This is a genomic window from uncultured Roseobacter sp. (assembly GCF_947492555.1).
Lineage (GTDB): Bacteria > Pseudomonadota > Alphaproteobacteria > Rhodobacterales > Rhodobacteraceae > Roseobacter.
The window spans coordinates 243,653-270,339 of sequence record NZ_CANLNE010000002.1; the positions used below are offsets into that span (position 1 = coordinate 243,653).

Annotated in this window: 23 protein-coding genes; 9 read left to right on the forward strand and 14 right to left on the reverse strand. The window is 61.8% G+C overall.

Annotated elements, in window-relative coordinates; all coding sequences use genetic code 11:
* Window position 1: 1 nt before the first annotated feature.
* Both Q1A07_RS08215 and Q1A07_RS08220 read left to right on the forward strand, forming a co-directional pair.
* Window positions 2–883, forward strand: a complete 882-nt coding sequence (locus tag Q1A07_RS08215) for a DMT family transporter (RefSeq protein ID WP_299779652.1) — start codon at window positions 2–4, stop codon at window positions 881–883.
* Window positions 880–1,752, forward strand: coding sequence for a sugar kinase (locus tag Q1A07_RS08220; RefSeq protein WP_299779654.1), 873 nt, complete (start codon window positions 880–882; stop codon window positions 1,750–1,752). The genes Q1A07_RS08215 and Q1A07_RS08220 overlap by 4 nt, the downstream gene beginning before the upstream one ends.
* On the opposite strand, the gene Q1A07_RS08225 is transcribed toward Q1A07_RS08220, so the two are convergent.
* Entirely contained in the window at window positions 1,739–2,950 is a 1,212-nt protein-coding gene (locus tag Q1A07_RS08225) for a mannitol dehydrogenase family protein (RefSeq protein ID WP_299779656.1), read from the reverse strand. The genes Q1A07_RS08220 and Q1A07_RS08225 overlap by 14 nt on opposite strands.
* A complete protein-coding gene (gene uxaC, locus Q1A07_RS08230) occupies window positions 2,947–4,308 on the reverse strand; it encodes a glucuronate isomerase (protein WP_299779658.1) in 1,362 nt (453 codons plus the stop codon). The genes Q1A07_RS08225 and uxaC overlap by 4 nt, the downstream gene beginning before the upstream one ends.
* A gap of 116 nt (window positions 4,309–4,424) precedes the next feature.
* Here uxaC and Q1A07_RS08235 point away from each other — a divergent pair, with 116 nt between their 5' ends.
* The 4 genes from Q1A07_RS08235 to uxuA are packed head-to-tail and all read left to right on the forward strand — an operon-like array spanning window position 4,425 to window position 8,693.
* Window positions 4,425–5,462, forward strand: coding sequence for a Gfo/Idh/MocA family oxidoreductase (locus Q1A07_RS08235; protein WP_299779660.1), 1,038 nt, complete (start codon window positions 4,425–4,427; stop codon window positions 5,460–5,462).
* On the forward strand, window positions 5,459–6,466 hold the full coding sequence (locus tag Q1A07_RS08240; protein ID WP_299779661.1) for a Gfo/Idh/MocA family oxidoreductase: 1,008 nt from the start codon (window positions 5,459–5,461) through the stop codon (window positions 6,464–6,466). The genes Q1A07_RS08235 and Q1A07_RS08240 overlap by 4 nt, the downstream gene beginning before the upstream one ends.
* Window positions 6,463–7,515 carry a Gfo/Idh/MocA family oxidoreductase gene (locus Q1A07_RS08245; protein ID WP_299779663.1) on the forward strand — a complete coding sequence of 351 codons (1,053 nt, stop codon included), beginning with the start codon at window positions 6,463–6,465 and terminating at the stop codon, window positions 7,513–7,515. The genes Q1A07_RS08240 and Q1A07_RS08245 overlap by 4 nt, the downstream gene beginning before the upstream one ends.
* Window positions 7,512–8,693 (forward strand): mannonate dehydratase, encoded by a 1,182-nt coding sequence (gene uxuA, locus Q1A07_RS08250; protein WP_299779665.1) that lies wholly within the window; start codon window positions 7,512–7,514, stop codon window positions 8,691–8,693. The genes Q1A07_RS08245 and uxuA overlap by 4 nt, the downstream gene beginning before the upstream one ends.
* Here the strand turns inward: uxuA and rmuC are convergent.
* The 7 genes from rmuC to puuE all read right to left on the reverse strand — a co-directional run bounded on the left by rmuC (window position 8,690) and on the right by puuE (window position 17,276).
* Window positions 8,690–9,931 (reverse strand): DNA recombination protein RmuC, encoded by a 1,242-nt coding sequence (rmuC, locus tag Q1A07_RS08255; protein WP_299779667.1) that lies wholly within the window; start codon window positions 9,929–9,931, stop codon window positions 8,690–8,692. The two genes, uxuA and rmuC, sit on opposite strands and share 4 nt — an antisense overlap.
* Window positions 9,928–11,751 carry a DNA mismatch repair endonuclease MutL gene (mutL, locus tag Q1A07_RS08260; RefSeq protein ID WP_299779669.1) on the reverse strand — a complete coding sequence of 608 codons (1,824 nt, stop codon included), beginning with the start codon at window positions 11,749–11,751 and terminating at the stop codon, window positions 9,928–9,930. The genes rmuC and mutL overlap by 4 nt, the downstream gene beginning before the upstream one ends.
* 132 nt (window positions 11,752–11,883) lie before the next feature.
* Entirely contained in the window at window positions 11,884–13,107 is a 1,224-nt protein-coding gene (locus tag Q1A07_RS08265; RefSeq protein WP_299779671.1) for a urate hydroxylase PuuD, read from the reverse strand.
* 100 nt (window positions 13,108–13,207) lie between these two features.
* A complete protein-coding gene (locus Q1A07_RS08270) occupies window positions 13,208–14,527 on the reverse strand; it encodes a nucleobase:cation symporter-2 family protein (protein WP_299779673.1) in 1,320 nt (439 codons plus the stop codon).
* Window positions 14,528–14,572: 45 nt separating this feature from the next.
* On the reverse strand, window positions 14,573–15,061 hold the full coding sequence (locus tag Q1A07_RS08275) for an ureidoglycolate lyase (RefSeq protein ID WP_299779675.1): 489 nt from the start codon (window positions 15,059–15,061) through the stop codon (window positions 14,573–14,575).
* A complete protein-coding gene (locus tag Q1A07_RS08280) occupies window positions 15,058–15,867 on the reverse strand; it encodes a bifunctional allantoicase/(S)-ureidoglycine aminohydrolase (RefSeq protein ID WP_299779677.1) in 810 nt (269 codons plus the stop codon). Before Q1A07_RS08280 ends, Q1A07_RS08275 begins: the two co-directional genes overlap by 4 nt.
* Window positions 15,864–17,276, reverse strand: coding sequence for an allantoinase PuuE (gene puuE / locus Q1A07_RS08285; RefSeq protein WP_299779679.1), 1,413 nt, complete (start codon window positions 17,274–17,276; stop codon window positions 15,864–15,866). Before puuE ends, Q1A07_RS08280 begins: the two co-directional genes overlap by 4 nt.
* A 105-nt stretch (window positions 17,277–17,381) precedes the next feature.
* Here puuE and uraH point away from each other — a divergent pair, with 105 nt between their 5' ends.
* The 3 genes from uraH (at window position 17,382) to Q1A07_RS08300 (ending at window position 21,205) form a co-directional block, all read left to right on the forward strand.
* Window positions 17,382–17,741, forward strand: coding sequence for a hydroxyisourate hydrolase (gene uraH, locus Q1A07_RS08290; RefSeq protein ID WP_299779681.1), 360 nt, complete (start codon window positions 17,382–17,384; stop codon window positions 17,739–17,741).
* Between the two features lie 99 nt (window positions 17,742–17,840).
* A complete protein-coding gene (gene deoC, locus Q1A07_RS08295; protein WP_299779683.1) occupies window positions 17,841–18,839 on the forward strand; it encodes a deoxyribose-phosphate aldolase in 999 nt (332 codons plus the stop codon).
* Between the two features lie 23 nt (window positions 18,840–18,862).
* Window positions 18,863–21,205, forward strand: a complete 2,343-nt coding sequence (locus tag Q1A07_RS08300; protein ID WP_299779685.1) for an aldehyde dehydrogenase family protein — start codon at window positions 18,863–18,865, stop codon at window positions 21,203–21,205.
* Between the two features lie 84 nt (window positions 21,206–21,289).
* Here Q1A07_RS08300 and Q1A07_RS08305 read toward each other — a convergent pair whose 3' ends face one another.
* The 5 genes from Q1A07_RS08305 to purH form a co-directional block, all read right to left on the reverse strand.
* Window positions 21,290–22,609 (reverse strand): pitrilysin family protein, encoded by a 1,320-nt coding sequence (locus Q1A07_RS08305; RefSeq protein ID WP_299779688.1) that lies wholly within the window; start codon window positions 22,607–22,609, stop codon window positions 21,290–21,292.
* Window positions 22,606–23,940, reverse strand: coding sequence for a pitrilysin family protein (locus tag Q1A07_RS08310; protein WP_299779690.1), 1,335 nt, complete (start codon window positions 23,938–23,940; stop codon window positions 22,606–22,608). Before Q1A07_RS08310 ends, Q1A07_RS08305 begins: the two co-directional genes overlap by 4 nt.
* 110 nt (window positions 23,941–24,050) lie before the next feature.
* A complete protein-coding gene (locus Q1A07_RS08315) occupies window positions 24,051–24,548 on the reverse strand; it encodes a DUF3035 domain-containing protein (protein ID WP_299779692.1) in 498 nt (165 codons plus the stop codon).
* Between the two features lie 51 nt (window positions 24,549–24,599).
* On the reverse strand, window positions 24,600–25,085 hold the full coding sequence (gene lspA / locus Q1A07_RS08320; RefSeq protein ID WP_299779694.1) for a signal peptidase II: 486 nt from the start codon (window positions 25,083–25,085) through the stop codon (window positions 24,600–24,602).
* A gap of 15 nt (window positions 25,086–25,100) precedes the next feature.
* Window positions 25,101–26,687: a bifunctional phosphoribosylaminoimidazolecarboxamide formyltransferase/IMP cyclohydrolase gene (gene purH / locus Q1A07_RS08325; protein ID WP_299779696.1), complete on the reverse strand. Its 1,587-nt coding sequence runs from the start codon at window positions 26,685–26,687 to the stop codon at window positions 25,101–25,103.

Sequence of the window (26,687 nt, forward strand, 5' to 3'; positions counted from 1 at the left end):
CATGGCAGTGGCCGCGCGCCTGATCGAGGATCGCCCACATTTCGGCATCCTCCTGATGCTCGGCGCGTGGTTCCTGTTTTCACTGGTGGACACCAGCGCCAAATGGCTGGTGATCGCCGGGTTTTCGGCGTTCCAGCTGGCCTTCATGCGTTACGCCGGTCACTTCGTGATCTCGCTGGCAATGATCGCCCGGGGCGGCATCACCCGCGACCGCTTTCAGACCACGCACATGTGGCAGGTGGTCAGCCGCGCCATGCTGCTGATCATCGCTACCCTGTCGAATTTCTACGCGCTGAATTTCCTGCCGCTGACCGTCACCTCGGCGATCATGTTCTCCAGCCCCGTCATCGTCTGCGCCCTGTCAGGGCCGCTGCTGGGCGAGCGGGTGGGACCGTGGCGCTGGTTCGCGATCCTTCTGGGATTTGCGGGCGTTCTGGTTGTCATCCGCCCCTTTGGCGAGGCCTTTCACATCGCGATGCTGCTGCCGCTGTTCAACTCGCTCAGCCTTGCGCTCTACTCCATCATGACGCGGAAACTGGCGGGCGTGGTCGCCACCGAAACGATGCAGTTCTACATGGGCGCGCTTGGCACCGCCGTCATGCTGCCTATGGCTGTCTGGGCGTGGCAATGGCCGGACACCGCTGCCGACTGGCTGGTCCTGATCGGACTGGGTGTTTTCGGCTGGGCAGGCCATCAGCTGCTGACCAACGCCCATCGCTTCGGTTCTGCCAACACCTTGATGCCCTACACCTATTCCTTCATGATCTACCTCTCAATCCTGAGCTATCTGGTGTTCGAACACTTGCCGGATCGGTGGACGGTCATCGGGGCCGTGATCATCGTAGTCTCCGGCCTCATCATCTGGAAAAGGGAACAGCGATGACACGCGTGGCCTGTATCGGCGAAGCCATGATCGAACTCTCCATGCAAGGCACCACCGCGCAGGTCGGTGTGGCAGGGGACACGCTCAACACGGCAATCTATGTCAAACGCGCGGCACGGGATGTCTCGGTCGACTATGTCACCTGCCTGGGCGATGACCCTTTTTCAGAGCAGATTCGCGCCTTTATCGGTGCCCAGGGAATTGGCTGCGCGGCGATCCGCACGATTGAGGGCAAATCACCCGGCCTTTACGCGATCACCACGACCGACGCGGGCGAGCGGTCCTTTACTTACTGGCGCAGCGCCTCTGCCGCGCGGAACCTCTTTCAGGCGGATGGCGGCTATGACTTCAACCTGCTGGCCGGTTACGACCTGATCTACCTCTCCGGCATCACCATGGCGATCCTGCCCCACGCGGTTCGACTGGCCCTGATCGACTGGCTGGCCGACACGCCGGTGCGTTTTGCCTATGACAGCAACTATCGCCCGAAGCTCTGGGAGGATCGGCAAACTGCCCAAGAGGTGACGCAAGCCCTCTGGGCGCGCGCCGATATTGCGCTGCCCTCCATCGACGACGAGATGGCCCTCTTCGAAGAGACCGAGGCGGATGTCGCGGCACGCTTCGCAGCCTACCCCGGCGGCGGTGCGCTCAAACGTGGCGAAACCGGACCACTCTCTCTCGCCGATCCCGTGGATCAGACCTATGCGCCGGCCACCAGGGTGGTCGACACCACCGCAGCCGGAGACAGCTTCAACGGCGGGTACCTCGGCGCCCTCGTACAGGGCAAGCCACAGGCCGAAGCCCTGAGGTCAGGTCATGACTGCGCCGCCCGCGTGGTCCAGTACCGCGGCGCGATCATTCCAGAATAACGTCCTTGAGATCCGCCGCGCCAACCAGCGCAAGCAAGTCCGCATCCGACCCGCCGGAGCCGACGATAGCGGCAATCTCTTCCGCCTTCGGGTCCTGCAACGCCCGCCCTGCGGCCACCTCGGCGCGGCAGAACGCGATCCATGCGCGGACGCCTGCGGCGAGCGCGGGCCCAGCATCCCGCAGCGTCTGCAGACTGTCGATCATCCGGTAGGGCAGCTTCTGCGTCCCATCCATCGCGATCTGGCGCAGGCTGTGATTGATGTGGCGGTTGTCGAACCGCGTCACCAGCGCCGCGGCATAGGACGAGGCCATCTTCTGCATTTCGGGCGCCAGCGTCTGCGCCGCCTCCGCCATCAGCGCCCGCGCCGCCCTCCGCAATGTCGCATCCGCCATCGCCTCGTGCACATAGGTGTGCCCCGCCAAGGTGCCCGCATAGGCCAGCATCGAATGTGCGCCGTTCAGCATCCGCAGCTTGCGCATCTCATGCGGGGCCACATCCCTGGCAAGGACCACGTCCGGCCAGTCTGGCCGAGGCCCGGCAAAGTGATCCTCGATTACCCATTCCCGAAACGGCTCGGTCGGCACGGCCATCGTATCTCCCGTCTCGGCGCGCAGCGCGTCCGAAGTCGCGGGCGTGATCCGGTCCACCATGCTGTTGGGAAAGCGCGCTTTTGCTGCCCTCATGTCCAGCCGCGCCTCCGCGGCAAAAGCCACCACCGCACCGCGCAACACATCGCCGTTGTGCGCGCGGTTGTCACAGCTCAGCACCGTGACCGGCGTCGTCCGCGCAGCGATCCCCCGTGCCAGAAACCCGATCACCGTACGCGGCCCACCACCCTCCAGGTCCTGCGCAATCAGGGGATCCTCCAGATCCAACCGGTTCTCCGGCGTCAGGTGATAGCCCTTCTCGGTCACGGTGACCGAGATGATGTGCACATCGGGGTCAGTGATCTGCGCCAGCACCGCCTGCGGGTCCTCCGGCGCGACCAGCACGCTGTCAAAAACGGTGATCTGTTTGACGCCCTGCCCCTGCACCGACAGCCCATAATCATAACCCTGCGCCCGCAGCCCATCGCGCACCGTGGCCGAGCGCAGGCTCACCCCGGTGATCGCCCAGCCACCCGCATCCTGGGTGTAATCGGCGATATGCGCCCGCGCAAAGTTGCCCACCCCGATATGCAGAATGCGCGGCATCATGTGGTTAACCTGTAGGTGTCCCGCGCCAGATCAACCGCCAACAGGGGCGCGATCTCCCGCGCATCCGCCAGACCAAACACACCCCGCGCAACCTGCTGCTCCAGATGCAGCGCCACGCCCCGCCGCCACATGTCGTGCCGCGCCGGGATCGACAGGAACGCGCGCGTGTCATCATTGAACCCGGCAAGGTTCCAGTAACCCGCCGTTTCCACCACTTGGTCGAAGTAGCGCGCAATCCCCGCAGCACTGTCGTGGAACCACCACGGCGGGCCAATCCGCAGGCACGGCCAATGGCCCGCCATCGGCGCCAGCTCGCGCGCATAAGTGGTCTCATCCAGCGTGAACAGGATCAGCGTGAAATCGGGCGTATTCCCCACCCGGTTCAAAAGGGCCTCCAGCCCGCGTACCCAATCCACGGCAATGGGGATATCCGCGCCCTTGTCGCGGCCAAACTGATCCATGACCGCGGCATTTGTATTGCGCCTGCTACCTCCGTGGATCTGCATGACCAACCCATCCTCGACAGACATCTGCGCCATCTCGATCAGCATATGACCGTAAAAGGCCCGCGCATCCGTCTCAGAGCCCATGCCCTTGCGCAGCCGCTGATAGACCCTTTCCGGATCCTCCAGCCATGCCGTATGGATTACCTCGATCGCGTGGTCGGTTGCCGTGGCCCCCATCGCCTTGAAAAAGGCGCGGCGCGCACGCAGGGCGGCAAGGAAACCATCAAAGCTGCTGACGTCTTCCCCGGTGTGCATGGCAAGGCGACCCAGGTTTTTCAGGAAATCGGGATCGCTGGGGTCAAGCACATTATCCGGTCGGAAGGTCGGCACGACGCGTCCGGTCCAGGTGCTGTTGGTGATGGCCTGATGATGCGACAGGTCGTCCAGGGCTCCATCCGTCGTGGCCAGCACCTCGATCCCGAACTGATCGAAAAGGGCGCGCGGGCGGAAAGCGGGATCAACCAGCTTTTCGGCAATCCGGTCGTAAATCTCATCCGCTGTCTCCTCGGATAGCGGTGTTTCGATCCCTAACGTTTGGGTCAACACATAGCTCATCCAGAACCGCGACGGCGTGCCCAGAAACAGCGGCCAGTGCCGGGCAAACAGCCGGAATATCTGGCGCGGGTCAGCCCCCTTGCCGGGCGTGCCCACCCCGAGATCCGCGAGGCTCACCCCTTGGGAATACAGCATCCGGAAAACATAGTGATCCGGCACGACCAAAAGGGTCGCCGGGTCCGGAAAGGGATCATCCGCCGCAAACCATTCCGGCGCGCAATGCCCATGGGGTGACACAATCGGCAAACCCTGTATTTCGTCATAAAGAGTGGCCGCCGTTCCTGTCAGATGTTGCACTGCTGTCCCCCCGATCCATGCGCTGTGCCACGTGATACCACGCTTTGCTGCTTGTACATCTTTTGCTTGGCCTTATCCGATCTTTCCTGCAAGTGTTGCCTCAATCGGGAGGGGGTATGAAGACTGTTTTGATCGGCCTCGGCATGGTCGCGGACACGCATCTTGCGGCGATCCAGCATTCCACAAAAGGCATCGAACTGGCCGCCGTCATGGGCCGCGATTGCGCGCGCGCGCAGGCGTTTGCCGGCAGGGCGACAACGGCACTTGGCTATGCCGTTCCGGTTGCCGAAACGGTGCGGCACATCGCGCAGGACGATACCATTGATTTCGTGATCATCGCCACGCCACCCGACGCGCGGCAAGACCTGGTGGCAGAGCTGAGCGCGGCGGGCAAACCCATCCTGATGGAAAAGCCCATTGAGCGGACATTGGCTGCGGCGACGGCCATCGTTGCGCAATGTGAAGCCGCAAAAGTGCCGCTCGGGATCGTGTTCCAGCATCGTGCCCGTGCCGCGTCACAACAGCTCAAGACGCTTTTGACCGCAGGCACGCTGGGGGATATCGCCACTGTCGATATCCGCGTGCCGTGGTGGCGCGATCAAGCCTATTACGATGCGCCGGGGCGCGGCACCTATACCCGCGATGGCGGTGGTGTGATGATCAATCAGGCCATTCACACGCTTGATCTGGCGCTTTGGCTGCTGGGACCCATCCGGACGTTGCAAGCCACGATGGGGCAGACCCCGCTGCATGATCTGGAAGCCGAAGACTGGGCCAGCGCGGTGTTCGAAATGGAGAGCGGCGCACTCGGGAATCTGACCGCGACGACAGCAGCCTTTCCCGGCGAAGCTGAAAGCCTGACAATCCAGGGCACAGAGGCAGCCGCCCATCTGGCATCCGGCGTTTTGACGCTGACTCATCTGGACGGACGTGTAGAGACGTTCGGCGCAGAGGCCAGCACAGGTGGCGGCGCTGACCCCATGGCCTTTACTCATGACTGGCATCAGACCATTCTCGAAGACTTTGCCACATGCATCACCACTGGGCAGCCCCCGCTTGCCTCCGGCACCAGCGCGCTGGAGGCACACCGCGTGATCGACGCCATGGAACGGGCCAACGCATCCGGACAACGCACAGAGGTGACACCCACATGACGCTCTCCTTCATCGCCTTGGGGCTGGACCACCGGCACATCTTCGGCATGACGCAGAACATGCTGGACATCGGGGCGACCTGCCTTGGCTACTGGACCGAAGGCACGCCCGAAACGCTTGCTGGCTTCACCAAGCGGTTTCCCGAGTTGTCGCGCTTTGACAGCCTCGACGCGGCGCTTGCCAGCGGTGCCGATCTGGCGCTGGTGTCCGCCATTCCCGCCGACCGGGCCAACCTTGCAACCCGCGCCATGCGACACGGCATGGACGTGATGACCGACAAACCCGGCTGCACAACGCTGGCCCAGCTGGAAGAAATCAAAGACTGTGTGGCCGAGACGGGCCGCATCTGGTCCGTCAACTTCTCGGAACGCTTCGAAGTGCCCGCCGTGACCCGCGCGACCGAGCTTATTGAGGCGGGCGCGATTGGAAAGGTTGTGCACACGGCAGGTCTTGGGCCGCACCGGCTCAACCGCGCCACGCGGCCCGGCTGGTTTTTCGAACGCGAGCGCTATGGCGGCATTTTAACGGACATCGGCTCCCACCAGATCGACCAGTTTTTGCACTTCACCGGCTCGCAGGAGGCGGATATCGCCTATGCCATGGTCGCCAATCACGCCAACCCGGCCGATCAGGGATTACAGGATTTTGGGGAGATTTCCCTGCGCAGCGCCACGGCCTCGGGTTACATCCGCGTGGATTGGTACACGCCCGACGCGCTGCCCACCTGGGGCGACGGGCGGCTGACCATTCTTGGCACCGAAGGCTACATCGAGCTGCGCAAATACGTGGATGTCGGCGGTGCGGACGGCACGGACCATCTGCTGCTGGTCAATGGCACGCGCTGCGAGAAAATCGACGCAAGCGGGGCCGGATTGCCCTATTTCGAAAGACTGGCGCATGACATCCGCGACCGGACCGAAACTGCGATGACACAGCGACACTGCTTTACGGTGATGGAACTGGCGCTGAAAGCGCAGGCCATGGCAGAAGGCGCGGCCCCATGATCCGCGTCGCTATCCTTGGCGCGGGCATCGGGCGCGAACATCTTGCTGCCTATCGCGCACTGCCAGAGCTCTTTTCGGTGGATATCCTCGTTGATCAGGACGCGGCCCGCGCAGAGAGCATTCGCGCGAACGATACATTTAGCGTCGAAACCGATCTACAGGTCGCCTTGGACAATCTGCAGATCGATCTGATCGACATCTGCCTGCCCCCGCACCTGCATGTACCCGTGGCCCTGCAGGCGCTTTCCGCTGGCAAGCATGTGATTTGTGAAAAGCCGCTGGCGACTTCCATGGCGGACGTGGATCGCATCCGCCATGCGGCATCACAAAGCGGACGCCGCGTGTTTCCGGTGTTCCAATACCGCTGGGGGCCCGCATTGGCGCAGTTGCGCGGGCTGATCGCCGCCGGGTTGACTGGCGCACCGCAGGTTGGCGCGATTGAGACGCATTGGTCTCGGGGCGCTGATTACTACGCCGTGCCCTGGCGCGGGACATGGGCGGGTGAGCAGGGCGGCGCCGTGCTGGGCCACGCCATTCACAACCATGATCTGATGACCCATTTCATGGGGCCGGTCGCCCACCTGTCGGCCATGACGACGACGCGGGTGAACCCCATCGAAACCGAAGACTGTGCGGCCATCAGTTTCCAGATGACAAATGGCGCGCTCTGCACCAGCAGTATCACGCTGGGTGCCGCAACGGACGAAACCCGCATTCGATTTATCTTTGAGCACCTGACCGCAACCTCCGGCACAACGCCCTATGCGCCCGGCGCCACAGACTGGCAATTCGTCGCCCGCAGACCGGACGACCAGCACAAGGTGGATGCCTGTGTGGCCGCAACGGCGCCCGAACCCATTGGGTTCGAAGGTTTCCTGACAGCCATCGCGCAAGACATGGCCGGAGAAGACAACCACGCCGTTTCGCTGGAGGAGGGCGCGGCCTCCGTCGCGCTGGTGACGGCAATTTATCACGCGGCGCGAAATGGCGTGCGGGTGAACCTCCCGCTCGACGCCGCGCACCCGCTGTATGAAGGATGGCAACCATGAAGCAATGCTGGCGGTGGTTCGGACCACACGACACGATTGCCCTGAACGATCTGCACCAGGTCGGGGTGGAAGGCATCGTGACTGCGCTGCATCACATCGCCCCCGGCAGGCCCTGGACCGAAGACGAAATTGCAATACGTCAGGAGATGCTCAGCGCTTCAGGATTGGGCTGGGACGTGGTGGAAAGCCTGCCTGTCTCAGAGGAGATCAAGACGCAAGGCCCGGAGATGCAACAACATCTGGAGCACTACAAATCCAGTCTGACCGCATTGGCGGGGCGCGGGATCAGGACGGTGTGCTACAACTTCATGCCCATCCTCGACTGGACCCGCACGTCGCTGCGTGCGCCGCAGCCGCATGGCGGCACCGCGATGCTGTTCCGCCTGCTGGATTTTGCGGTTTTCGACCTGCACATCCTGGCCCGCACTTCAGCGCCAGAGGATTATTCTGAAACCATGCGCGAGGCGGCGCGCGCGCAGTTTCAAACCATGTCGGACGCCGCGCGCCTGAACCTCCAGCGCAACATTATCGCCGGTCTGCCGGGTGCCAACGATACGTGGACCCTGCCAGACGTGACCGCGCGGTTGGCCACATACGATGGCATCGGGCCGGAAAAACTGCGCGCCCATCTGGTCGATTTTCTGGCCGAGGTTGCGCCCGTTGCCCAGAGCCTTGGCATGCGCCTGTGCTGCCATCCGGATGATCCGCCCTTTGGTCTTCTGGGGTTGCCGCGGGTGATGTCCACAACCGATGACTATGCCGCGACGCTGAGCGCCGTGGATGTGCCCGCCAATGGGGCCACCCTCTGCACCGGGTCGCTGGGCGTACGGTCCGATTTCGATGCGCCGGGGTTCGTCGAACGACTTGGGTCGCGCATCCACTTCGTGCACCTGCGCAACACCAAGCGTCTGGGCGGTGAACCTGACCGACCGGATTTCTTTGAAGCTGCGCATTTGGAGGGCGACACCGACATGGTCGCCACGATCCGCACCCTGATGCAGGAACAGGCCCAACGCAAAGACGCGGGCCGGTCAGATTGGCAAATTCCGATGCGCCCGGATCACGGGCAGGAACTGCTCTATGACAAAGAAGCGGGCAGCATGCCGGGCTATCCGCTGATCGGGCGGATGCGCGGGCTGGCGGAACTGCGCGGCATCGTGGCTGCCTGCGCGGGTTAGACGTCCTGCTTGGCGAGTGGCACGACGTTAGCCGTGTCATCATCCGGGCTGATCTCCTCGAAATCGAAGTTATCGAGGCGGTGCGCCCGTTTACCGGCCTTATCCGCGCTGATCTTGATTTCCTCGATGTCTTTCGAGGCCTGATTGAAATGCCGGTCAAGGTTGCCGACCCGCGTCCCGAGGCGATCCACATCCGTCACCAGCTTTGACAATTCGGACCGGATGGCGCCCGCCTGCTCGCGCATCCGCGCATCTTTCAAAATGGCACGCATGGTGTTCAGCGTCGCCATGCAGGTGGTGGGGGACACGATCCAGACCCGGGCGTCAAAGCCCTTGCGCACCAGATCGGGAAAATTGGCGTGCAATTCTGCATAGACGGCCTCGGACGGCAGGAACATCAACGCCCCATCCGCTGTTTCGCCGTCGATGATGTATTTCGTCGCGATGTCGTTGATGTGCTTGGTGACCGCAACCTTCATCTTGGCCACGGCGTCCTTCAATTCCCAGTCCGTGTCGGCAACGCGCAGGGCCTCGTAAGCTTCCAGCGGGAACTTGCTGTCGATCACAATCGGGCCTGGCGGGTTTGGTAGGTGGATCAGACAATCCGCCCGTTTGCCGTTGCTCAGCGTGTGTTGCAGCGCAAAACTATCCTTCGGCAAAGCCTTGGAGACGATATCGCGCAGCTGAATCTCGCCAAAGGCCCCGCGCGTCTGTTTGTTGCTGAGAATATCCTGAAGCGACAGGACATCGCCCGAGAGCTTGGTAATATTGTCCTGCGCCTTGTCGATGGCTGCCAGCCGTTCCTGCAGTTGCGTCAGCGATGTGGTTGTCTGCTTGGAAGACCCGTGCAGCGTTTCCTTCATCCGCTCCTGCATTTCCGAAAGAGAGCGGGCCGAGCGCAGGGCGTTGTCGGCCAGACGGTCCTGCATCTGCTGCTGCACGGTGGCAAGGCGAGCCTCTACCGTCTGGATGACCTGCGCCTGCGCGGTGGCCTGTGTGTCAGACACTGTCTGGAACCCGCCGCGAAGCTGTTCCTGGCCCGCGCCCAATTGCTGCACATGCTGGCCCAGAACGCCGATTTGCTGCATCAGGGGGGCCGCAACCGCCGCACTGCGCCGCGCCGCACGCACCGTCATGATCAGCAGTATCAGGATCACCAGAGCGATACCGGCGGCGACCAGAACAGCCATCACCTGTGGATCTGTCATGGAATAGTTTTGTCCTGCAATTTCAATCATGTGCGTCCAAAAAGCCGTTCGATATCGCTCAACTTCAGCTCGACATAGGTCGGCCTGCCGTGATTGCATTGCCCCGAATGCGGCGTTGCTTCCATCTCGCGCAACAGGGCATTCATTTCGTCGGCACGCATCCGGCGGCCCGAGCGGATGGAGCCATGGCAGGCCACACGGCTGAGAATGGCTTCGATCCTGGCTTGCAGCGTGTTGCTGCTGTTCTGATCGGCAAGCTCGTCAAGGATGTCGAGGACCATCGCCCGCGCGTCGAATGTGCCGAGAATGGCAGGGGTTTCGCGCACGGCAACTGCGCCGCCTCCAAATGGTTCAATGCCTAAACCAAATTTTTCAAGCTCCACGGAAACATCCATCAGTCTGGCGCATTCCGCTTCCGAAAGCTCCACAATTTCGGGGATCAACAGGGCTTGCCGCGCCACACCGTTTTCCGCCATTTGACGTTTGAGCTTTTCGTACACAAGTCGTTCGTGCGCGGCGTGTTGATCAACAATGACCATGCCCTTTGCCGTTTGCGCGATGATGTAATTCTCGTGCACCTGTCCCCGCGCTGTCCCAAGCGGGTAGTCAGGTGTCTCTTCCGGCTCCGTTTCGGGGACTGGTTCCGGCGTATCGACCACCCGCCCCCAAACCGGCGCGGTCTCAGCAAAGCTTGGCGCGTGGGAGGACGGCGGACGACGGTCCATCTGGTAGACCCGCGCGCCCACGGGCTCTGGCGTCATCGCGCCCAGTGTCGCCCCTGCAACCGTTGTGGACGCCCGGTGCCCCGCATTGGCCAACGCGTGACGCAAGCCGGACACAATCAACCCACGGGCCACGCCAGGATTGCGAAAGCGTACCTCGGACTTGGCCGGATGCACGTTGACGTCCACCAGGTTGGGATCACAATCAATAAAAAGCGCCGCAACCGGGTGCCTGTCACGGCTGAGGAAATCAAAATACGCCCCCCGCAGAGCACCGGTGAGCAGTTTATCCCGCACGGGCCGTCCGTTCACAAAGAGATACTGAGCAACAGCCGATCCCCGCGAATATGTGGGCAAAGCCGCAAAACCCGTCAGATGCAGCCCATCGCGCTCGGCGTCTATGGGCAAAGAATTCTCGGCGAACTCGCGCCCCAGAACACGGGCGAGACGCCCCTGCAACGCCCCGAAAAGGTCGCCCTGTTCAGCGTCGGCGCGAAAGACTTCCCGTCCTTCGCCGTCGCCTGAAATATCGCGCAAGATGAACTGCACAAAGGGCTCCGCCATCGCCAACCGCTTGATGACGTCGGTGATTGCCTGGCTTTCAGCACGGTCCGTGCGCAGAAACTTCAGGCGCGCGGGCGTAGCGTAAAAAAGGTCACGCAGGGTGACGGTCGTGCCGGTGTTCAGTGCTGCAGGCCGGAGCGCGCTCATCTGCCCGCCGGTTACAGAGACTTCCACACCTGTGGCACCCTCCGCACGGCTGGCGATGGTCAAACGCCCCACGGCTCCGAGCGACGGCAAAGCCTCGCCCCGAAACCCGAAGGTATGAATGGCGAGCAAATCCGATCCGTCGATCTTTGATGTCGCATGACGGGACAAGGCCAGCGGCAATTCGTCTTCGCCCATGCCACAACCGTCATCCTGCACCCGGATCAGGGTCTTGCCACCATCCGCATAGTCAATCGTGATCCGCCGCGATCCGGCATCAAGCGCGTTCTCAACCAGTTCCTTGACCGCAGAGGCGGGGCGTTCGACAACTTCTCCGGCAGCAATACGGTTGATAGCTGCTTCATCCAGTTGCCGAATGACGGGGCGGTTGTCGCCTATATTGGGGTCGAGAGATGCCATACCCCAAGGTTTAGCATAGTCGCACCCGATTCTAAAACCGCTTCTGCGCAGATGGTGGCCTAAAGCCCACCTTACCTGTCTACCTCATCCCGACGTGGGCGGCAGGTAGGGTGGGCTTTAGGCCACCCTTGGTCATTCTTCGGTCGCGGCAAGGTACCACGCGACAATCAGTGCCCGCTCTTCCTCTTCCATATATGACAGGTTCGCGGGCGGCATGGCATGGCTCATACCGGCCTGCAGATAGATTTCCCGGGCTTGCCGCGCGATCTGATATTCTGTTTCCAGACGCACAGCCTTCGGTGCCCAATGCAGTCCTTCCCATACCGGTTCAGCCGCATGGCACATGGAGCAACGCCCCAGGACAATGTCCTGCACATCAGAAAACCCATCCGCCTGCGCGAACTTCAGCGCGCTTCCTTGAGCCGTCTCCGGCTCTTCCGCTCGGAACATCGGTGCCGTTGACAACCACACGATCAGAATGAAGATCAGCGCCGTGACCGCCCAGGTCCAATGCGGGTTCCCTGTCCGGGCGTGCAGTGAGTTAAAATAGTGACGGATGGTCACGCCCATCAGGAACACAAGACTGGCGATCAACCACGTAAATTCCGTGGCAAAGGCCAGCGGGTAGTGATTGCTGAGCATCAGGAATATGACAGGCAACGTGAGATAATTATTGTGCGTGCTGCGCTGCTTGGCAATTTTCCCATATTTTGCGTCCGGCGTGCGCCCTGCCATCAAGTCCGCCACGACAATCTTCTGGTTCGGGATGATAATTCTGAAAACATTGGCGCTCATGATTGTGGCGGTGAATGCGCCCAGATGCAGCATCGCCGCGCGGCCTGAGAACACCGATGTATAGAAATAGGACATCGCCACCAGGACACCGAACAAGGCCACCATCAAAGTGGTCTGGTTGGCGTCGACAAACAACCGGCACAGCGCATTGTAAGCGGCCCAGCCAAAGGCCAGCGAGGCCAGCGAAATGCCAACAGCTTGCCACACAGCCAGATCCGCAATCGTGGGGTCAATCAGGTAGAACTCGGCGCCCAGATAGTAGACCAGCACCAGTAGGACAAACCCGCTAATCCACGTCCAGTAGCTTTGCCATTTATGCCAGATCAGCCCGTCGGGCATGTTATCGGGCGCCACCAGGTACTTCTGGATGTGATAAAATCCGCCCCCATGGACCTGCCATTCCTCACCATCCGCACCGCTGGCAAGATTGCGATCCCGGTGCAGCCCCAGGTCCAGCGCAATGAAGTAGAAGGACGAACCGATCCACGCGATGCCGGTGATGACATGCAGCCACCGCACCGCGAATTCGATCCAGGCGCCCATGGCGGCGAAATCATACATGGCATTTGTCCTCTGCAGCGGGTGATGAATCGATGTGAAACCCTGCCAACAGCACGCCGGGGTGCCCGAACGGACAGGGGTTCAATCAATCATCGTCTGACTACACATCATCCGGCAGCGCAAGGTTCAACACGATGGCAACCAAGGCGGTGGGTGCCACCGCAGAGGTCGCCAGCGTCTTGACCACACCCGGCAGATATTGAACCGCCGTGGGCACCAGATTCAACCCTAATCCAGCAGCCAGAGACACGGCGATGATCACCATGTTGCGGCGATTCATCTCGATCTCGCTCAGGACATTCAACCCGGCCGCAGCCACCATGCCGAACATGACGATGACACCACCGCCCAGTACAGGCAGCGGCATGGAGGCGATCACCGCCCCGATTTTCGGCACCAGACCACAGAGAATCAAAACCAGTGCGCCGATCGTGACCACATGACGGCTCATGATACCGGTCATGCCAACGATGCCGACGTTCTGGCTGAAGGATGTGTTGGGCAGGCCGCCAAAGACACCCGCAACGGCAGTGCCCAGCCCATCCGCATAGGTGGCACCTGAGATTTCCGCATCGGTGGCTTCGCGCCCGGCACCGGCCTTGGTTGTGGCCGAGGTGTCGCCAACGGTTTCAATGGCCGAGACGATGGACACCAAGGTCACGGCAATCACCGCACCCAGAGAAAATTCAAACCCGTAGGGCAAGGGTGTGATGGCGGTGAACCAACTGGCATTGGCAACGGCGCCGAAGTTTACCATGCCCAGCATCAGTGCCAGCAGATACCCCACGATCAACCCGATCAGGATGGCCGCATTGGACAGCGTGCCCTTGGTGAAGAACTTCAGCACCAGCGCCACGATCACCACGCTTAGCGCCACGGACCAATGCATCAGCGATCCGAAACTTTCGGCCTCCATCTGGAAGGCCGCTGCCCCGCCTGCCGCATATTTGATTGCCACCGGGATGAGGTAGAGACCGATTGCAAGGATCACCAGACCGGTGACCAGCGGCGGGAAAAGCCAGCGCAGATGTTTGATGAACGCGCCCAGAACGAAATGCACGCAGCCGCCGATGATGCAGGCGGTCAGCGCCACGCTGAGTCCCTGGGTGGCCGCCACCCCGGCCAACACACCGACAAAAGCAAAGCTGGTGCCCTGCATAATCGGCAAACGCGCCCCGATCGGGCCCAGCCCCACTGTCTGGAACAGCGTGGCCACCCCAGCAAAGAGCATCGCCATCTGGATCAGGTAGACCTGTTCCGGCCCGCCAAAGGCCAGTCCTGCAGCCCCGGCCACGATGATAGAGGGCGTCACGTTCGAGGCAAACATCGCCAACACGTGCTGCAAGCCCAAGGGCACGGCCTGCGCCAGCGGCGGGGTCTGATTGGGGTCGCGGAACGCGCCTGATGTGGTGTCGGTCATGATTTTGTCCCTGTCTTGATTAGCCTGTTTGTCGGCCTCAACCGGTTATGGAACCACGCGATAGGGCGGATCAAGCAAAACTTCTTCAAGGTTCGGCGTTTCCCCAATCCGGTCCACAACTGCAAAAATTCCGGGCGCAGCGAGCGGGGTCAGCACCCCGTGCCAAGTGCCCTTGTGAAAGTTGATCGCTTGATAGGGCGCGGTCAGAAACGCCCGAGGGGCACCCGGCTTGCCACCCGCGTCCGGGGCGACGGTCACCAAAAAGGACTGATCCGTCATCGGGATGAAGGCCTGGCTGCCTTCCGGGTGCCGTTCCATCAGGTCAAGCGTGTAGGGCAACGCGCGCGGCTCGGCATGGAACAGGCTGATGCCTGCGCGACCACCTTCACCGAAATCGAGCCTGGCGCGGTCATGGTAGCGCCCGCAGAGCCCTGCGTTGATCATCTTGTCGGGCGTACCGCTGCAATCGAGCACATCACCATAGGGCGCAAAGGCTTCTGCGGTCAGCGGCGCGCAGCGGATCTCCCGGCTCATAGGCGCACGTGACGGTTCACGTCCTTGTAGAGCAGGTAGCGGAAGGGTTCGGAGCCCGTGGCGATACAGGCTTGGGGGCAAAAGGCACGCAGCCACATGAAATCACCCGGCCCCACGGTGACCCAATCCTTGTTCAAAAGATACTCGGCGGTGCCCTGCAGCACATAGAGCCCATGCTCCATCACATGGGTTTCCGCAAAGGGAATGCGCCCCCCTGGCTGAAACGTCACGATGTTCACGTGGCAATCATGGCGCAGATCGGCCGGGTCCACGAAACGGGTTGTCGCCCAGACACCACCGCAATCGGGCATGGGCGTCGGAGCAACGGATTGGTCTGATGTGACAAAGCTTTTGGGCGCTTCAATATTTTTGGCGGATTGGTAGGCTTTGCGGACCCAATGACATCTAAAATGCGCCGTGCTGTCATTCCTCAGCGTCCAGAAATCCCCCGGCGCGATATAGGCATAGCTCCCCGGTTTCAGCGCGTATTCATCGCCTTCCACGGTCAGGGTCGCCTCTCCCTCGGCCACGAAAAGGATGGCTTGTGCGGATGGGTCCGGTTCCGGCGCATCCGATCCACCTCCCGGGGCGATCTCGACGGCGTATTGCGCAAAGGTTTCTGCAAAGCCGCTCAGCGGTCGGGCCAGAATCCAGACGCGCGTATCTGCCCATTCCGGCAGAAAGCTGGTGACGATATCGCGCTGTGTGACGGCCGGCAGGACCGCGTAACTTTCGGTGAAAATCGCCGTGCCTTCGGGGTGTACGGATTGATCCGGCAGCCCGCCCGGGGGAAATGCATAGCTCACAAAAGCGCCTCCAACCTGATCTCGGCAATGCGTTCCACCTGACGGCAGGCCTCGTCAAATTCCGCATCGCTCTCATGCTCCAACCGCCGCTGGAAAGCGCGCAGAATGCTCGCTTTGTCGTAGTCTTTCACCGCAATAATGAATGGAAACCCATGTTTCTTGACATATGCGGCGTTCAGGCTCTCAAAGGTCTCGCGTTCCTCATCGGTCAACGCGTCAAGCCCGGCGCTGGCCTGTTCCTCTGTGCTTTCGGCGGTCAGGCGTTTGGCCGCCGCCAGTTTGCCCGCCAGATCGGGGTGCGCCTGCAACACGCCCATCCGTTCCTCTACCGTGGCGGAGCGGAACATGCGCGCCAGCGCGGAATGCAGGCCCGTCGCCGTATCATGCGCGGGGCCCAGTTCCAGCTCAAAAGCGCGTTCCGCAATCCACTGTGAATGCTCGAAGATACCTCCAAACCGTTCGACAAAATCGGTTTTCTTCAACGCCGAGGGCCGTGCCATGCGGGTTGGCGGATGCACCTTGCGCCAATGTTCCGCAATTTCGATCCGACGCGGGCACCAGACGCCCTCAAAGCCTTGGATATAGTCGACAAAGCGTTTCAGCGCCTGCACCCGACCCGGCCTGCCGATCAAGCGACAATGCAGCCCGACGGACATCATCTTGGCCGCCCCCGCCGCCCCTTCGGCATAGAGCGTATCGAAAGTATCGCGCAGATAGGCAAAGAACTGATCCCCTGAATTGAACCCCTGCGGCGTGGCAAAACGCATGTCGTTACAATCCAGCGTATAGGGGATGATCAACTGTTTGCGCCGCCCGATCTTGGCCCAATAGGGCAAATCGTCGTCGTAGGTATCCGAGATGTATTCGAACTGACCCGTCTTTGCCGCCAGCGCCACCGTATTCTCCGAACAGCGCCCGGTGTACCAACCGCGCGGGCTTTCGCCGGTAACCTCGCCGTGAAGGCGGATCGCCTCCATCATATCCGCCGCCTCATCGGCCTCGGAGTGATCCTTGTAGTCGATCCATTTCAACCCGTGGCTGGCAATCTCCCAGCCTGCGTCCTGCATCGCTTTGACCTGCTCGGGCGCACGGGCCAGCGCCGAGGCCACACCGTAGACCGTGACCGGCACGCGCGCGCCGGTAAACAGGCGGTGCAGCCGCCAGAACCCGGCGCGTGCGCCATAGTCATAGATCGATTCCATGTTCCAGTGCCGCTGTCCCGGCCAGGGCTGCGCACCGACGATTTCGGACAGGAAAGCCTCTGAGGCCGCATCCCCGTGCAGCAGGCAGTTTTCACCCCCCTCTTCGTAGTTCAGCACAAATTGCACGGCGATCCGGGCGCCACCGGGCCACTGCGCATCTGGTGGATTGGCCCCATAGCCTGAAAAATCCCGGGGATAGCGTTTCACAAACGAACTCCTGTGCCTGCAGCGCCATTCAATACTGGGTTGCGGGCCGTTGCAATTCGTATCTGGGCCGGGCAGGTTGCGGGTGAACCAGCAGGAATCGCGCCGATGCCCGAGGGATATCTGACCACCCATGTTCTCGACACCGCGCGTGGCTGCCCGGCGGAAGGGCTCCGCATCCTGCTGTTCCGCGTCTCCGGCAACAGCCACCGGAAAATTGCTGAGGCGGTCACTAATGCGGATGGCCGCACGGATGCGCCGATCCTCGGCAAGGACAAGTTCGAGGCGGGCGTCTACGAGTTGATCTTTGAAGCCGGGCCCTACCTCACCGCCAGCGGTGTCGCGCCGGAAGAGCCGCGTTTTCTCGACAGCATTCCGATCCGCTTCGGGATTTCGGACAGCGAAAGCCATTATCATGTGCCACTGCTGCTCTCGCCCTTTGGCTATTCGACATACCGCGGCAGCTGAAGTTTCAGCACCAATTACGCGCGTGACGCGGCGTGCCGGTTCTTGCCAAGCCTGACGGGCCATGCGACTTTGCAGTCCCGCAGGTTCAGGAGTGCCGCGATGCTCAGCCAGACAACACAAACAGCGACCGCAAGCCACCAGTTGCCGCAGGTCACCGAACCGCGCAATCCCGGCATGGCGTTGGATCTGGACTGGGTGCGTAGCTTGCAGGCCAACACATCCGCCATTGAACGGCGTGCGGCCAGCCTGCCCGCGCGACGGTCCGTCAAGAAACAGCACCAGGCCGCATGGTTGTTGCGCGCGGTCACCTGCATCGATCTGACCACCCTGTCCGGCGATGACACCGAACACCGTGTGGCGCGGCTCTGCGCCAAGGCCCGTCAACCCATCGCGCAAAGCCTGCTGGATGCGATGGGCATGGGCCCGATCACGACGGGCGCCGTCTGCGTCTATCACGAGATGATCCCGGCGGCGGTGCGCGCCCTGAACGGCTCCGGCATTCCCGTTGCCGCCGTCAGCACCGGTTTCCCGGCCGGCCTGTCACCGCTGCATCTGCGCATTGCCGAGATCGAGGAAAGCGTCAAAGCCGGTGCGGCAGAGATCGACATCGTGATCTCCCGCCGCCACGTGCTGTCTGGCAATTGGCAGGCGCTCTACGATGAAATGCGCGCTTTCCGCGCCGCCTGTGGCGACGCCCATGTCAAGGCGATCCTGGCCACCGGCGAATTGGGGTCGCTGCGCAATGTCGCGCGGGCCTCGATGATCTGCATGATGGCAGGCGCCGATTTCATCAAGACCTCGACCGGCAAGGAAAGCGTGAATGCCACGTTGCCGGTCACCCTGGTGATGATCCGCGCGATCCGCGACTATTTCGAGCGTACCGGCTTTCGCGTCGGCTACAAACCAGCGGGAGGGATTTCCAAAGCCAAGGATGCGATCACCTATCTGGCGCTGATCAAGGAGGAACTGGGCGACCGCTGGTTGCAGCCCGACTTCTTCCGCTTTGGAGCCTCGTCGCTGCTCAATGACATCGAACGGCAGCTCGAACACCATGTGACCGGCAATTATTCTGCCAGCTATCGCCACCCGACCAGCTGATACGACCGAAAGGGCCATGTGCCATGACCATCTCCGAGATTTTTGAAACGATGGACTACGGGGTCGCCCCGGAAAGTGCCGCCGAAGCGCTGGCATGGCTGGTGGATCAGGGGGACCGATTTGGCCATTTCATCGACGGGGCCTTTACCAAACCCGGCAAAGGCTTCGACAGCCGCAACCCCGCCACTGGTGAGGTCCTTGCGACGCTGACACAGGCCACGCAGGCCGATGTGGATGCGGCGGTCAAGGCCGCGCGCAAGGCGCAACCCAAGTGGGAGGCCTTGGGCGGACCGGGCCGCGCGCGCTACATCTATGCGCTCGCGCGGTTGCTGCAGAAACACAGCCGCCTTTTTGCCGTGCTGGAAACGCTGGACAACGGCAAGCCGATCCGGGAAAGCCGTGACATTGATGTGCCTCTGGCCCAGCGGCATTTCTATTTCCACGCGGGCATGGCGCAGCTGATGGAAGAGGAATTGCCCGACCGCGAAGCGCTGGGTGTCTGCGGTCAGATCATCCCGTGGAACTTCCCGCTGCTGATGCTGGCGTGGAAAATCGCGCCCGCGCTGGCCATGGGCAACACGGTGGTGCTGAAACCGGCGGAATACACCTCCCTCACCGCGCTGCTCTTTGCAGACATCTGCCGTCAGGCGGGCCTGCCAAAAGGCGTGGTGAACGTCGTGACCGGCGATGGCACCGTGGGTGAAATGATCGTGGCCGCGGAGGTGGATAAAATCGCCTTCACCGGCTCCACCACCGTAGGGCGCCGTATCCGCGAGGCCACCGCAGGCTCCGGCAAGGCGCTCAGCCTGGAGCTGGGCGGGAAATCCCCCTACATCGTCTTCGATGACGCCGATCTGGATTCCGCTGTCGAGGGCCTTGTCGATGCGATCTGGTTCAATCAGGGGCAGGTCTGTTGCGCGGGCTCACGCCTTCTGGTGCATGAACCCGTGGCAGAGGTGTTTTACGCCAAGCTCCGCGCCCGCATGGACAAGCTGCGCGTCGGCAGCCCGCTGGATAAAAGCATCGATGTCGGCGCGATCGTCGATCCGGTGCAGCTCAACGCCATCGCCGGTCTGGTCGCGGCCAACACCACCGGACAGACCCATGTCGCGGCCACTGAACTGCCTTCCGAAGGTTCCTTCTATCCGCCCACGCTGATCACCGGTCTGAACCCTGCCGACACGCTCATGCAGGAAGAAATTTTTGGCCCCGTGCTCGTCTCCACCACCTTCCGCACACCGGATGACGCCGTCGCGCTGGCCAACAACAGCCGCTACGGACTTGCCGCCACGGTTTGGAGCGAGAACATCAACCTCGCCCTCGACATCGCGCCCAAACTAGCTTGCGGCATCGTCTGGGTGAACGGCACCAACCTGATGGACGCCGCCGCGGGATTTGGCGGTGTGCGGGAAAGCGGGTTCGGGCGCGAAGGCGGCTGGGAAGGTTTGTCCGGTTACACCAGAGTAAAAGGCACACCAAAGCCCCTCAAGGACATCCAGCCTAATCAGGGAGAGGGTACACCGGCAGATCCAATCGATCGTACGGCAAAACTCTACATCGGCGGCAAACAGGCTCGACCGGACGGCGGCTATTCCGCACCGGTCTGGGGCAAATCCGGCAAGCTGCTGGGGCACGCCTCGCTCGCCAACCGCAAGGACCTCCGCAACGCGGTCGAAGCCGCTCATGCCGCCAAGGGGTGGTCCAAAACCACCGGCCACCTGCGCGCACAAATTCTCTATTACATAGGCGAAAACCTCTCCGCCCGCGCGGATGAATTTGCCCACCGCCTCAACGAGATGATGGGCGGCAAACAGGGCGCGCAGGAAGTCGAGGCAGCCATCAATCGCCTCTTCACCTATGCCGCGTGGGCGGACAAGTACGACGGGCAGGTACACGGCGTGCCGATCCGCGGCGTCGCACTCGCCATGAAAGAACCCGTTGGTGTAATCGGCGCCCTCTGCACCAATGAGGCGCCCCTGCTGGGGTTGATTTCCTGCATGGCCCCGGCCATCGCCATGGGAAACCGGATTATCCTGAGCGCGTCCGAACCCTTCCCGCTCGCGGCAACGGATTTCATCCAAGTACTGGAGACCTCGTACGTTCCCGCTGGCGTGGTCAATATCCTGACGGGCCCACAGGCGGAGGTTGCCACCCAAATGGCAGGCCATATGGATATCGACGCGGTCTGGTGTTTTGGCGCAAAATCGCTGTCTGGAGACGTTGAAAAAGCAAGTGCTACAAATCTCAAACGCACATGGGTCAACAACGGCTTGGCCCGCGACTGGATAGGCGCTGCCGGTCAGGGGCGCGCATTCCTCGAAGCGGCGACAGAAATCAAAAACATCTGGGTGCCTTACGGCGAATGACGCCTGACCGAGGCGACAGCACTCGACCCAACCGGGTCGAGGACATGGTGTGGCGCGTCAGCGCCTCATTCTGGCAGCAGCGACTCAGTTGGCGGGCGTATTCTCCAACCCTGTGGGCTGGCCAACGACAACGAAGTGTAGACCCTCGGGGTCCAGCAATTCCGCCGCCACACGCTGCACATCCTCCAGCGTGACCGCCTCTACACGATCATTCCGGGTCGCGATGTAGTCGATGGGCAGGCCCAGCATTTGCATACCCACCATGATCTGCGCGATCGGCCCGTTCCCGTCAAAGCGCAGCGGATACGCGCCGGTCATGTAAGTCTTCGCGTCATCCAGCTCGGTTTGGGTAAGACCCTCCGCCGCGGCCTTGGCCCATTCGTCCCGGATCACATCAATGGCTTCCGCAATCCGGTCATTGGCCGAGCTTACGGACCCCAGGTAAACCTCCGCCAGATCTTTGGCCACCAGATAGGAATAGACACCATAGGTCAGTCCGCGTTTTTCGCGCACCTCATCCATCAGACGGCTCTCAAAGCCCCCACCGCCCAGAACCTGATTGAGCACAAGCGCGGTGAAATAGTCGGGATCGTCCTGCGCAATGCCACCATGGCCAAAAATCGCAACGGACTGCGGAGTGTCGAATGGCACGACGGTGACGCCACTGGGGATCTGCACCTCCGCACGCAGCGGGATCGGCGTGCCCGTTTCCGGCAAATCCGCAAGCAGATCATCCATCAGCACGCCCAACTCCTCCGGCGTGATGTCCCCGACGGCCCCGATATAGATCCGGTCCCGCGCCAGCACCGCGCGGTGCGCGGCCAGCAGATCATCCCGGGTCAGTGCGGCGACGCTTTGCTCCGTCCCACTGAGCGATGTGGCATAGGGATGCCCGGCAAAGGCGATCTGGTCAAAGGCCCGCGACGCGATCTCGTTCGGGTCCTTGGCGTCTGACCGGATGCCCGACAGGACCTGCTCACGCACGCGGTCGATGGCATCCTGATCAAAACGCGGCTCTTGCAACGCCGCCCGCAACAAGGCGACAGATGCCTCCTTGTTTTCGGTCAGAAAGCGGGCGGAGACCGAAAGCGAATCGTCGCTGATATCAAAGCCAAAAGAGGTCGCCAGCGCCTCGGTAGATCGCGCAAAATCGCGCGCATCCATGTCCGCCGCGCCCTCTTCCAAGAGCCCCGTCATCAGGTTGATGGCCCCGCGCTTGTCTGGCGCATCCAGCGAGGCACCGCCCCGAAACCGGATTTCCAACGCCACGAAGGGAATGGAGTGGTCTTCGACCAACCAGGCGGTCAGCCCCGCGTCGGATGTCACCTCCTTGATGTCCACCTCGGCTGAGGCGGGCAGCGCGAAACCGATGACAAAACAAATCGACAGGAAAAAGCGGATCATTGGGTGACCTCCTCACGCATCAGCCAACCGGTGACCGAGGCCCGTTTGTCAAAGACATCCCGGGCGGCTTCGATGATATCCTCTGCTGTCACGGCCTCCAGCACGTCGGGCCATGCCTGCACATCCTCTACCGTCAATCCCGCAGACAGCGCCTGACCGTAGCGGTTGGCAATCCGGTCCACATCATCCCGCGCATAGATCTGATCCGCGCGGATCTGCAGCTTGATCCGCTCCAGTTGTTCCGGGTCCACACCGTCGATCAGGAATTGCGCCAGCGCGGCATCCAGCGCGTCTTCGGCTTCTTGCAGGCTGACATTTGGGCGCGGGACAACGATGAGGTTGAACGTCGTATCATCCAGCGAAACCCCACGGTAGAAGGCCGCAGAATACGTCGCAATCTGCGTGTCGAACTGCAGCGCGTCCGTCAGGTAAGATGTTGTGCCACCGCCCAGAATTTCCGCTAGAAATGTGAGAGCAGCTGCCGTTTCCTGCGCGCCCGGGTCCCGTTCTGGCGCGAGATACGACCGCCGTACATAGGGTTGCGCGACGCGCGCATCGCGGAAGATCAACCGGCGCTCGGCTGTTTGCGGCGGCTCTTCGGTCCGGACACGTTCCGGCAAATCAGGATTGGCCGGGATGACGCCATAATACTTTTCAGCCAATGTCCGAACCTCTTCGGGCGTCACATCGCCCGACACCACCAGGATCGCGTTGTTGGGCGAGTAGTAAATCTCGTAGAACCCCAGCGCGTCCTCCATATCCAACGTCTGCATCTCGTGCATCCAGCCGATGATCGGCACGCCATAGCGGTGGTTGAGGTATTGCGCCGCCGCGACCTGTTCGCCAAAAAGCGCGTTCGGGTTGTTTTCCGTGCGCTGGTTGCGTTCCTCGATAATCACGTCGCGCTCGGTCTCGATGTTTTCTTCGGTAAGCCGAATGTTGCGCATACGGTCACTCTCCATGCGCATCATCAGCTCCAGCCGATCCGCCGCCACGCGTTGAAAGTAAGCGGTGTAATCGTAGGAGGTAAAAGCGTTATCGCGCCCACCATTGCGCGCCACAGTGGCAGACAATTCACCAGCTTCCAGCGTGTCCGTCGCCTTGAAGAGAAGGTGTTCAAGGAAATGCGCAACACCGGACGACCCCTTGGGTTCGTCAGCCGACCCCGCCCGGTACCACACCATGTGTTGCACGACCGGCGCCCGGTGATCCTCCACCACAACCACCTGCATCCCGTTATCAAGGGCAAAGGTTGTCACGGCCTCTTCGCCAGCGGCCAGCAGACCGGGCAAAAACGAAAGGATGGCAGCAAACGCGGGCAGTCGGATCATGGTCAGTCCTTCCAAAGGTCCAGCACAACGGGTCTGGGCAAGAAATACGTCCCAAACCGCACGGTTCAAGTCACGCTGTCACGAAAGTGAGTGCGCGGCCCGCACTATGGTCAATTCGGTGGGTAGCTTGGCGTTCTGGCACCCGCACGGCGCCACCGTTCCGCAACGTCACTGGCGTCCAGAGCCTGACGGCGATAGGCTTGCAGATAGCGGTCTTCGCGGAACAACCGGTACTGCGTGAACCGCGACTGCCTGCGGCGGAAATCCGCATCTTCTTCGGCAAGGCTCTGCCGGATGTTCGGTGTCACGCCAAATCGGCTGGCCGCTGTGACCAGAGCACCATCCGTGGCAGGTACCCCGGTTGCGTTCGACGGACGACCGCCCAGTGCCACCACCACATCAGACAGCGGATCATTATCGGTCAGATTGCCCTGACCCGGTGTGGGCGCGGGCAGGCTGGTCAGATCGTCGGGGGTCTGCAGCGGTGCCTTCGGCTCGATGATGAATTCATCCGGTCCGCGCGTGTTCGACCGCAGATCGCGCAGCCCGGTATTGGCGCAGGCGCCAACAGATGCTGTGATCAGAATGAGGGCCAAAATCCGGCTCATGTCAGGTCTCCTCGCGGTCTGCCTGTTGATACGCCATGCAAGCAGGCAATGTCACTGGCCTTTTTTTGATGTGTCCTTGGGATCGGGTGACAGGAAAACCAATGCGATGGCCCCCCCGAAAATGAACACATCCGCAAGGTTGAACACAAAAGGATTTTCGACCCTGCAGCAGGACATGTTCAGAAAATCCAATACATAGCCATAGATCAGCCGATCCAGCACATTGGCCAGCGCGCCGCCGATCAAAAAGCCAGCGCCGACCTGCGCCCAAAGCCCTAGTTCGTGCCGCCACGCCCAGACGAGAACAGCCGCGCAGATCACGACGGCCAGCCCAATCAGGACCCACCGGCTGGCGTCCGACGCATCACCAAAAAGGCCGAAGTTGATGCCCCGGTTCTCGCCATAGCGAAAGTTAAGCACCGGGGGCAGCACGTCGATAGCGCGGACACGCCACAGCTCCATCACGTGGATCACCAGATACTTACTGAGCTGATCGATGATGAAAGCGACCAGAGCCGCCAGAGCAAGCGCGCGCATGACGATATCCCCCGATCAGTGACGGAAGTGGCGCATGCCGGTGAAGACCATGGCGATCCCGGCGTCATCCGCCGCGGCGATCACCTCTTCATCCCGCATCGACCCGCCCGGTTGAATGAGCGCGGTCGCACCCGCCTCTGCCGCCGTGATCAGCCCATCAGCAAAGGGAAAAAACGCATCCGACGCCACGACCGAGCCTTGGGTCAGCGGCGCGGGCAGGCCCATCGCCTCGGCCATATCCTCCGCTTTGCGCGCCGCAATCCTGGTGCTGTCCACCCGGCTCATCTGGCCGGCGCCGACGCCCACAGTAGCGCCATCCTTGACGTATATGATCGCGTTCGATTTCACATGTTTCGCCACGGTCCAGGCAAAGAGCAGATCGGCCATCTCCTGCTCCGACGGTTGGCGTTTGGTCACCACCTTCAGGTCATCCAGACCCACATGACCCACATCCTTGTCCTGCACCAGATATCCGCCCGACACCTGCCGCACGGCCAGCCCCGCTGCGCGCGGGTCCGCAAGGCCGGATGTGGTCAACAGACGCAGGTTCTTCTTCTGGCTGAAAATATCCATTGCGCCCTGGTCAGCGCCGGGCGCAATCACGACTTCGGTAAAAATACCGGTGATTTCTTCCGCCGTTGCAGCATCCAATGGCTGGTTCAACGCGATGATCCCGCCAAAGGCCGAGGTTCGGTCGCAGTCAAAGGCACGCGTATACGCCTCCGTCAACGTGGCGCCCCGCGCAACACCGCAGGGGTTGGCATGTTTGATGATCGCACAGGCCGGACCTTCCGCCGGATCAAAGGCGCTCACCAGTTCAAAGGCCGCATCGGTGTCATTGATGTTATTGTAGCTTAGTTCCTTGCCCTGATGCTGCCTGGTTGTGGCCACGCCGGGCGTACCGTCGCCATCGGTGTAGAAGGCCGCGGCCTGATGCGGGTTTTCGCCATAGCGCAGGGTCTGCGCCAGTGTCCCGCCAAAGGTCCGTCTGCGCGGTGTTCCCCCCACCTGTGCCGCCATCCACGTGCTGACAGCCGTGTCATAGGCCGCCGTGCGTGCATAGGCTGTCTGCGCGAGCCGCTGACGCAGCGCATAGCCGGTTTGCCCGTCCTGCGCGTCCAGTTCCGCCAGCACGGCATCATAGTCTTCCACATCCACAACCACTGTCACGAACCCGTGGTTCTTCGCCGCCGAGCGGATCATCGCGGGGCCACCGATATCAATGTTCTCGATCACTTCGGCGTAGCCCGCGCCCTTGGCCACGGTCTCCTCAAAGGGGTAGAGGTTCACCACCACCAGATCGATGGGCCCGATGCCGTGCGTCTCCATCGCCGCCACGTGATCGTCATTGTCCCGCAGCGCCAGCAAACCGCCGTGCACCACCGGGTGCAGGGTCTTGACCCGCCCATCCATCATCTCGGGAAATCCGGTCACCTCGGCCACATCGCGCACCTGCAATCCCGCATCGCGCAGCGCCTTCGCCGTCCCCCCGGTGGAGAGCAGCTCCACCCCCCGTGTCGCCAGCGCCTTGCCAAAATCCACCAGCCCGGTCTTGTCGGATACGGAAAACAGGGCGCGGCGCAGCGGGGCGAGATCGTTCAT

Coding starts and splice junctions, on each gene's coding strand:
- Q1A07_RS08245 (WP_299779663.1), top strand. CDS start 6,463: ATGATCCGCGTCGCTATCCTTGGCGCGGGCATCGGGCGCGAACATCTT.
- Q1A07_RS08240 (WP_299779661.1), top strand. CDS start 5,459: ATGACGCTCTCCTTCATCGCCTTGGGGCTGGACCACCGGCACATCTTC.
- Q1A07_RS08225 (WP_299779656.1), bottom strand. CDS start 2,950: ATGATGCCGCGCATTCTGCATATCGGGGTGGGCAACTTTGCGCGGGCG.
- Q1A07_RS08215 (WP_299779652.1), top strand. CDS start 2: ATGGCAGTGGCCGCGCGCCTGATCGAGGATCGCCCACATTTCGGCATC.
- deoC (WP_299779683.1), top strand. CDS start 17,841: ATGCTCAGCCAGACAACACAAACAGCGACCGCAAGCCACCAGTTGCCG.
- lspA (WP_299779694.1), bottom strand. CDS start 25,085: ATGCGCGCGCTTGCTCTGGCGGCTCTGGTCGCTTTCATCATCGATCAG.
- Q1A07_RS08220 (WP_299779654.1), top strand. CDS start 880: ATGACACGCGTGGCCTGTATCGGCGAAGCCATGATCGAACTCTCCATG.
- Q1A07_RS08300 (WP_299779685.1), top strand. CDS start 18,863: ATGACCATCTCCGAGATTTTTGAAACGATGGACTACGGGGTCGCCCCG.
- purH (WP_299779696.1), bottom strand. CDS start 26,687: ATGAACGATCTCGCCCCGCTGCGCCGCGCCCTGTTTTCCGTATCCGAC.
- Q1A07_RS08270 (WP_299779673.1), bottom strand. CDS start 14,527: ATGACCGACACCACATCAGGCGCGTTCCGCGACCCCAATCAGACCCCG.
- uraH (WP_299779681.1), top strand. CDS start 17,382: ATGCCCGAGGGATATCTGACCACCCATGTTCTCGACACCGCGCGTGGC.
- mutL (WP_299779669.1), bottom strand. CDS start 11,751: ATGGCATCTCTCGACCCCAATATAGGCGACAACCGCCCCGTCATTCGG.
- Q1A07_RS08235 (WP_299779660.1), top strand. CDS start 4,425: ATGAAGACTGTTTTGATCGGCCTCGGCATGGTCGCGGACACGCATCTT.
- Q1A07_RS08275 (WP_299779675.1), bottom strand. CDS start 15,061: ATGAGCCGGGAGATCCGCTGCGCGCCGCTGACCGCAGAAGCCTTTGCG.
- Q1A07_RS08310 (WP_299779690.1), bottom strand. CDS start 23,940: ATGATCCGACTGCCCGCGTTTGCTGCCATCCTTTCGTTTTTGCCCGGT.
- Q1A07_RS08265 (WP_299779671.1), bottom strand. CDS start 13,107: ATGTATGATTTCGCCGCCATGGGCGCCTGGATCGAATTCGCGGTGCGG.
- uxuA (WP_299779665.1), top strand. CDS start 7,512: ATGAAGCAATGCTGGCGGTGGTTCGGACCACACGACACGATTGCCCTG.
- rmuC (WP_299779667.1), bottom strand. CDS start 9,931: ATGATTGAAATTGCAGGACAAAACTATTCCATGACAGATCCACAGGTG.
- Q1A07_RS08305 (WP_299779688.1), bottom strand. CDS start 22,609: ATGATCCGCTTTTTCCTGTCGATTTGTTTTGTCATCGGTTTCGCGCTG.
- Q1A07_RS08315 (WP_299779692.1), bottom strand. CDS start 24,548: ATGAGCCGGATTTTGGCCCTCATTCTGATCACAGCATCTGTTGGCGCC.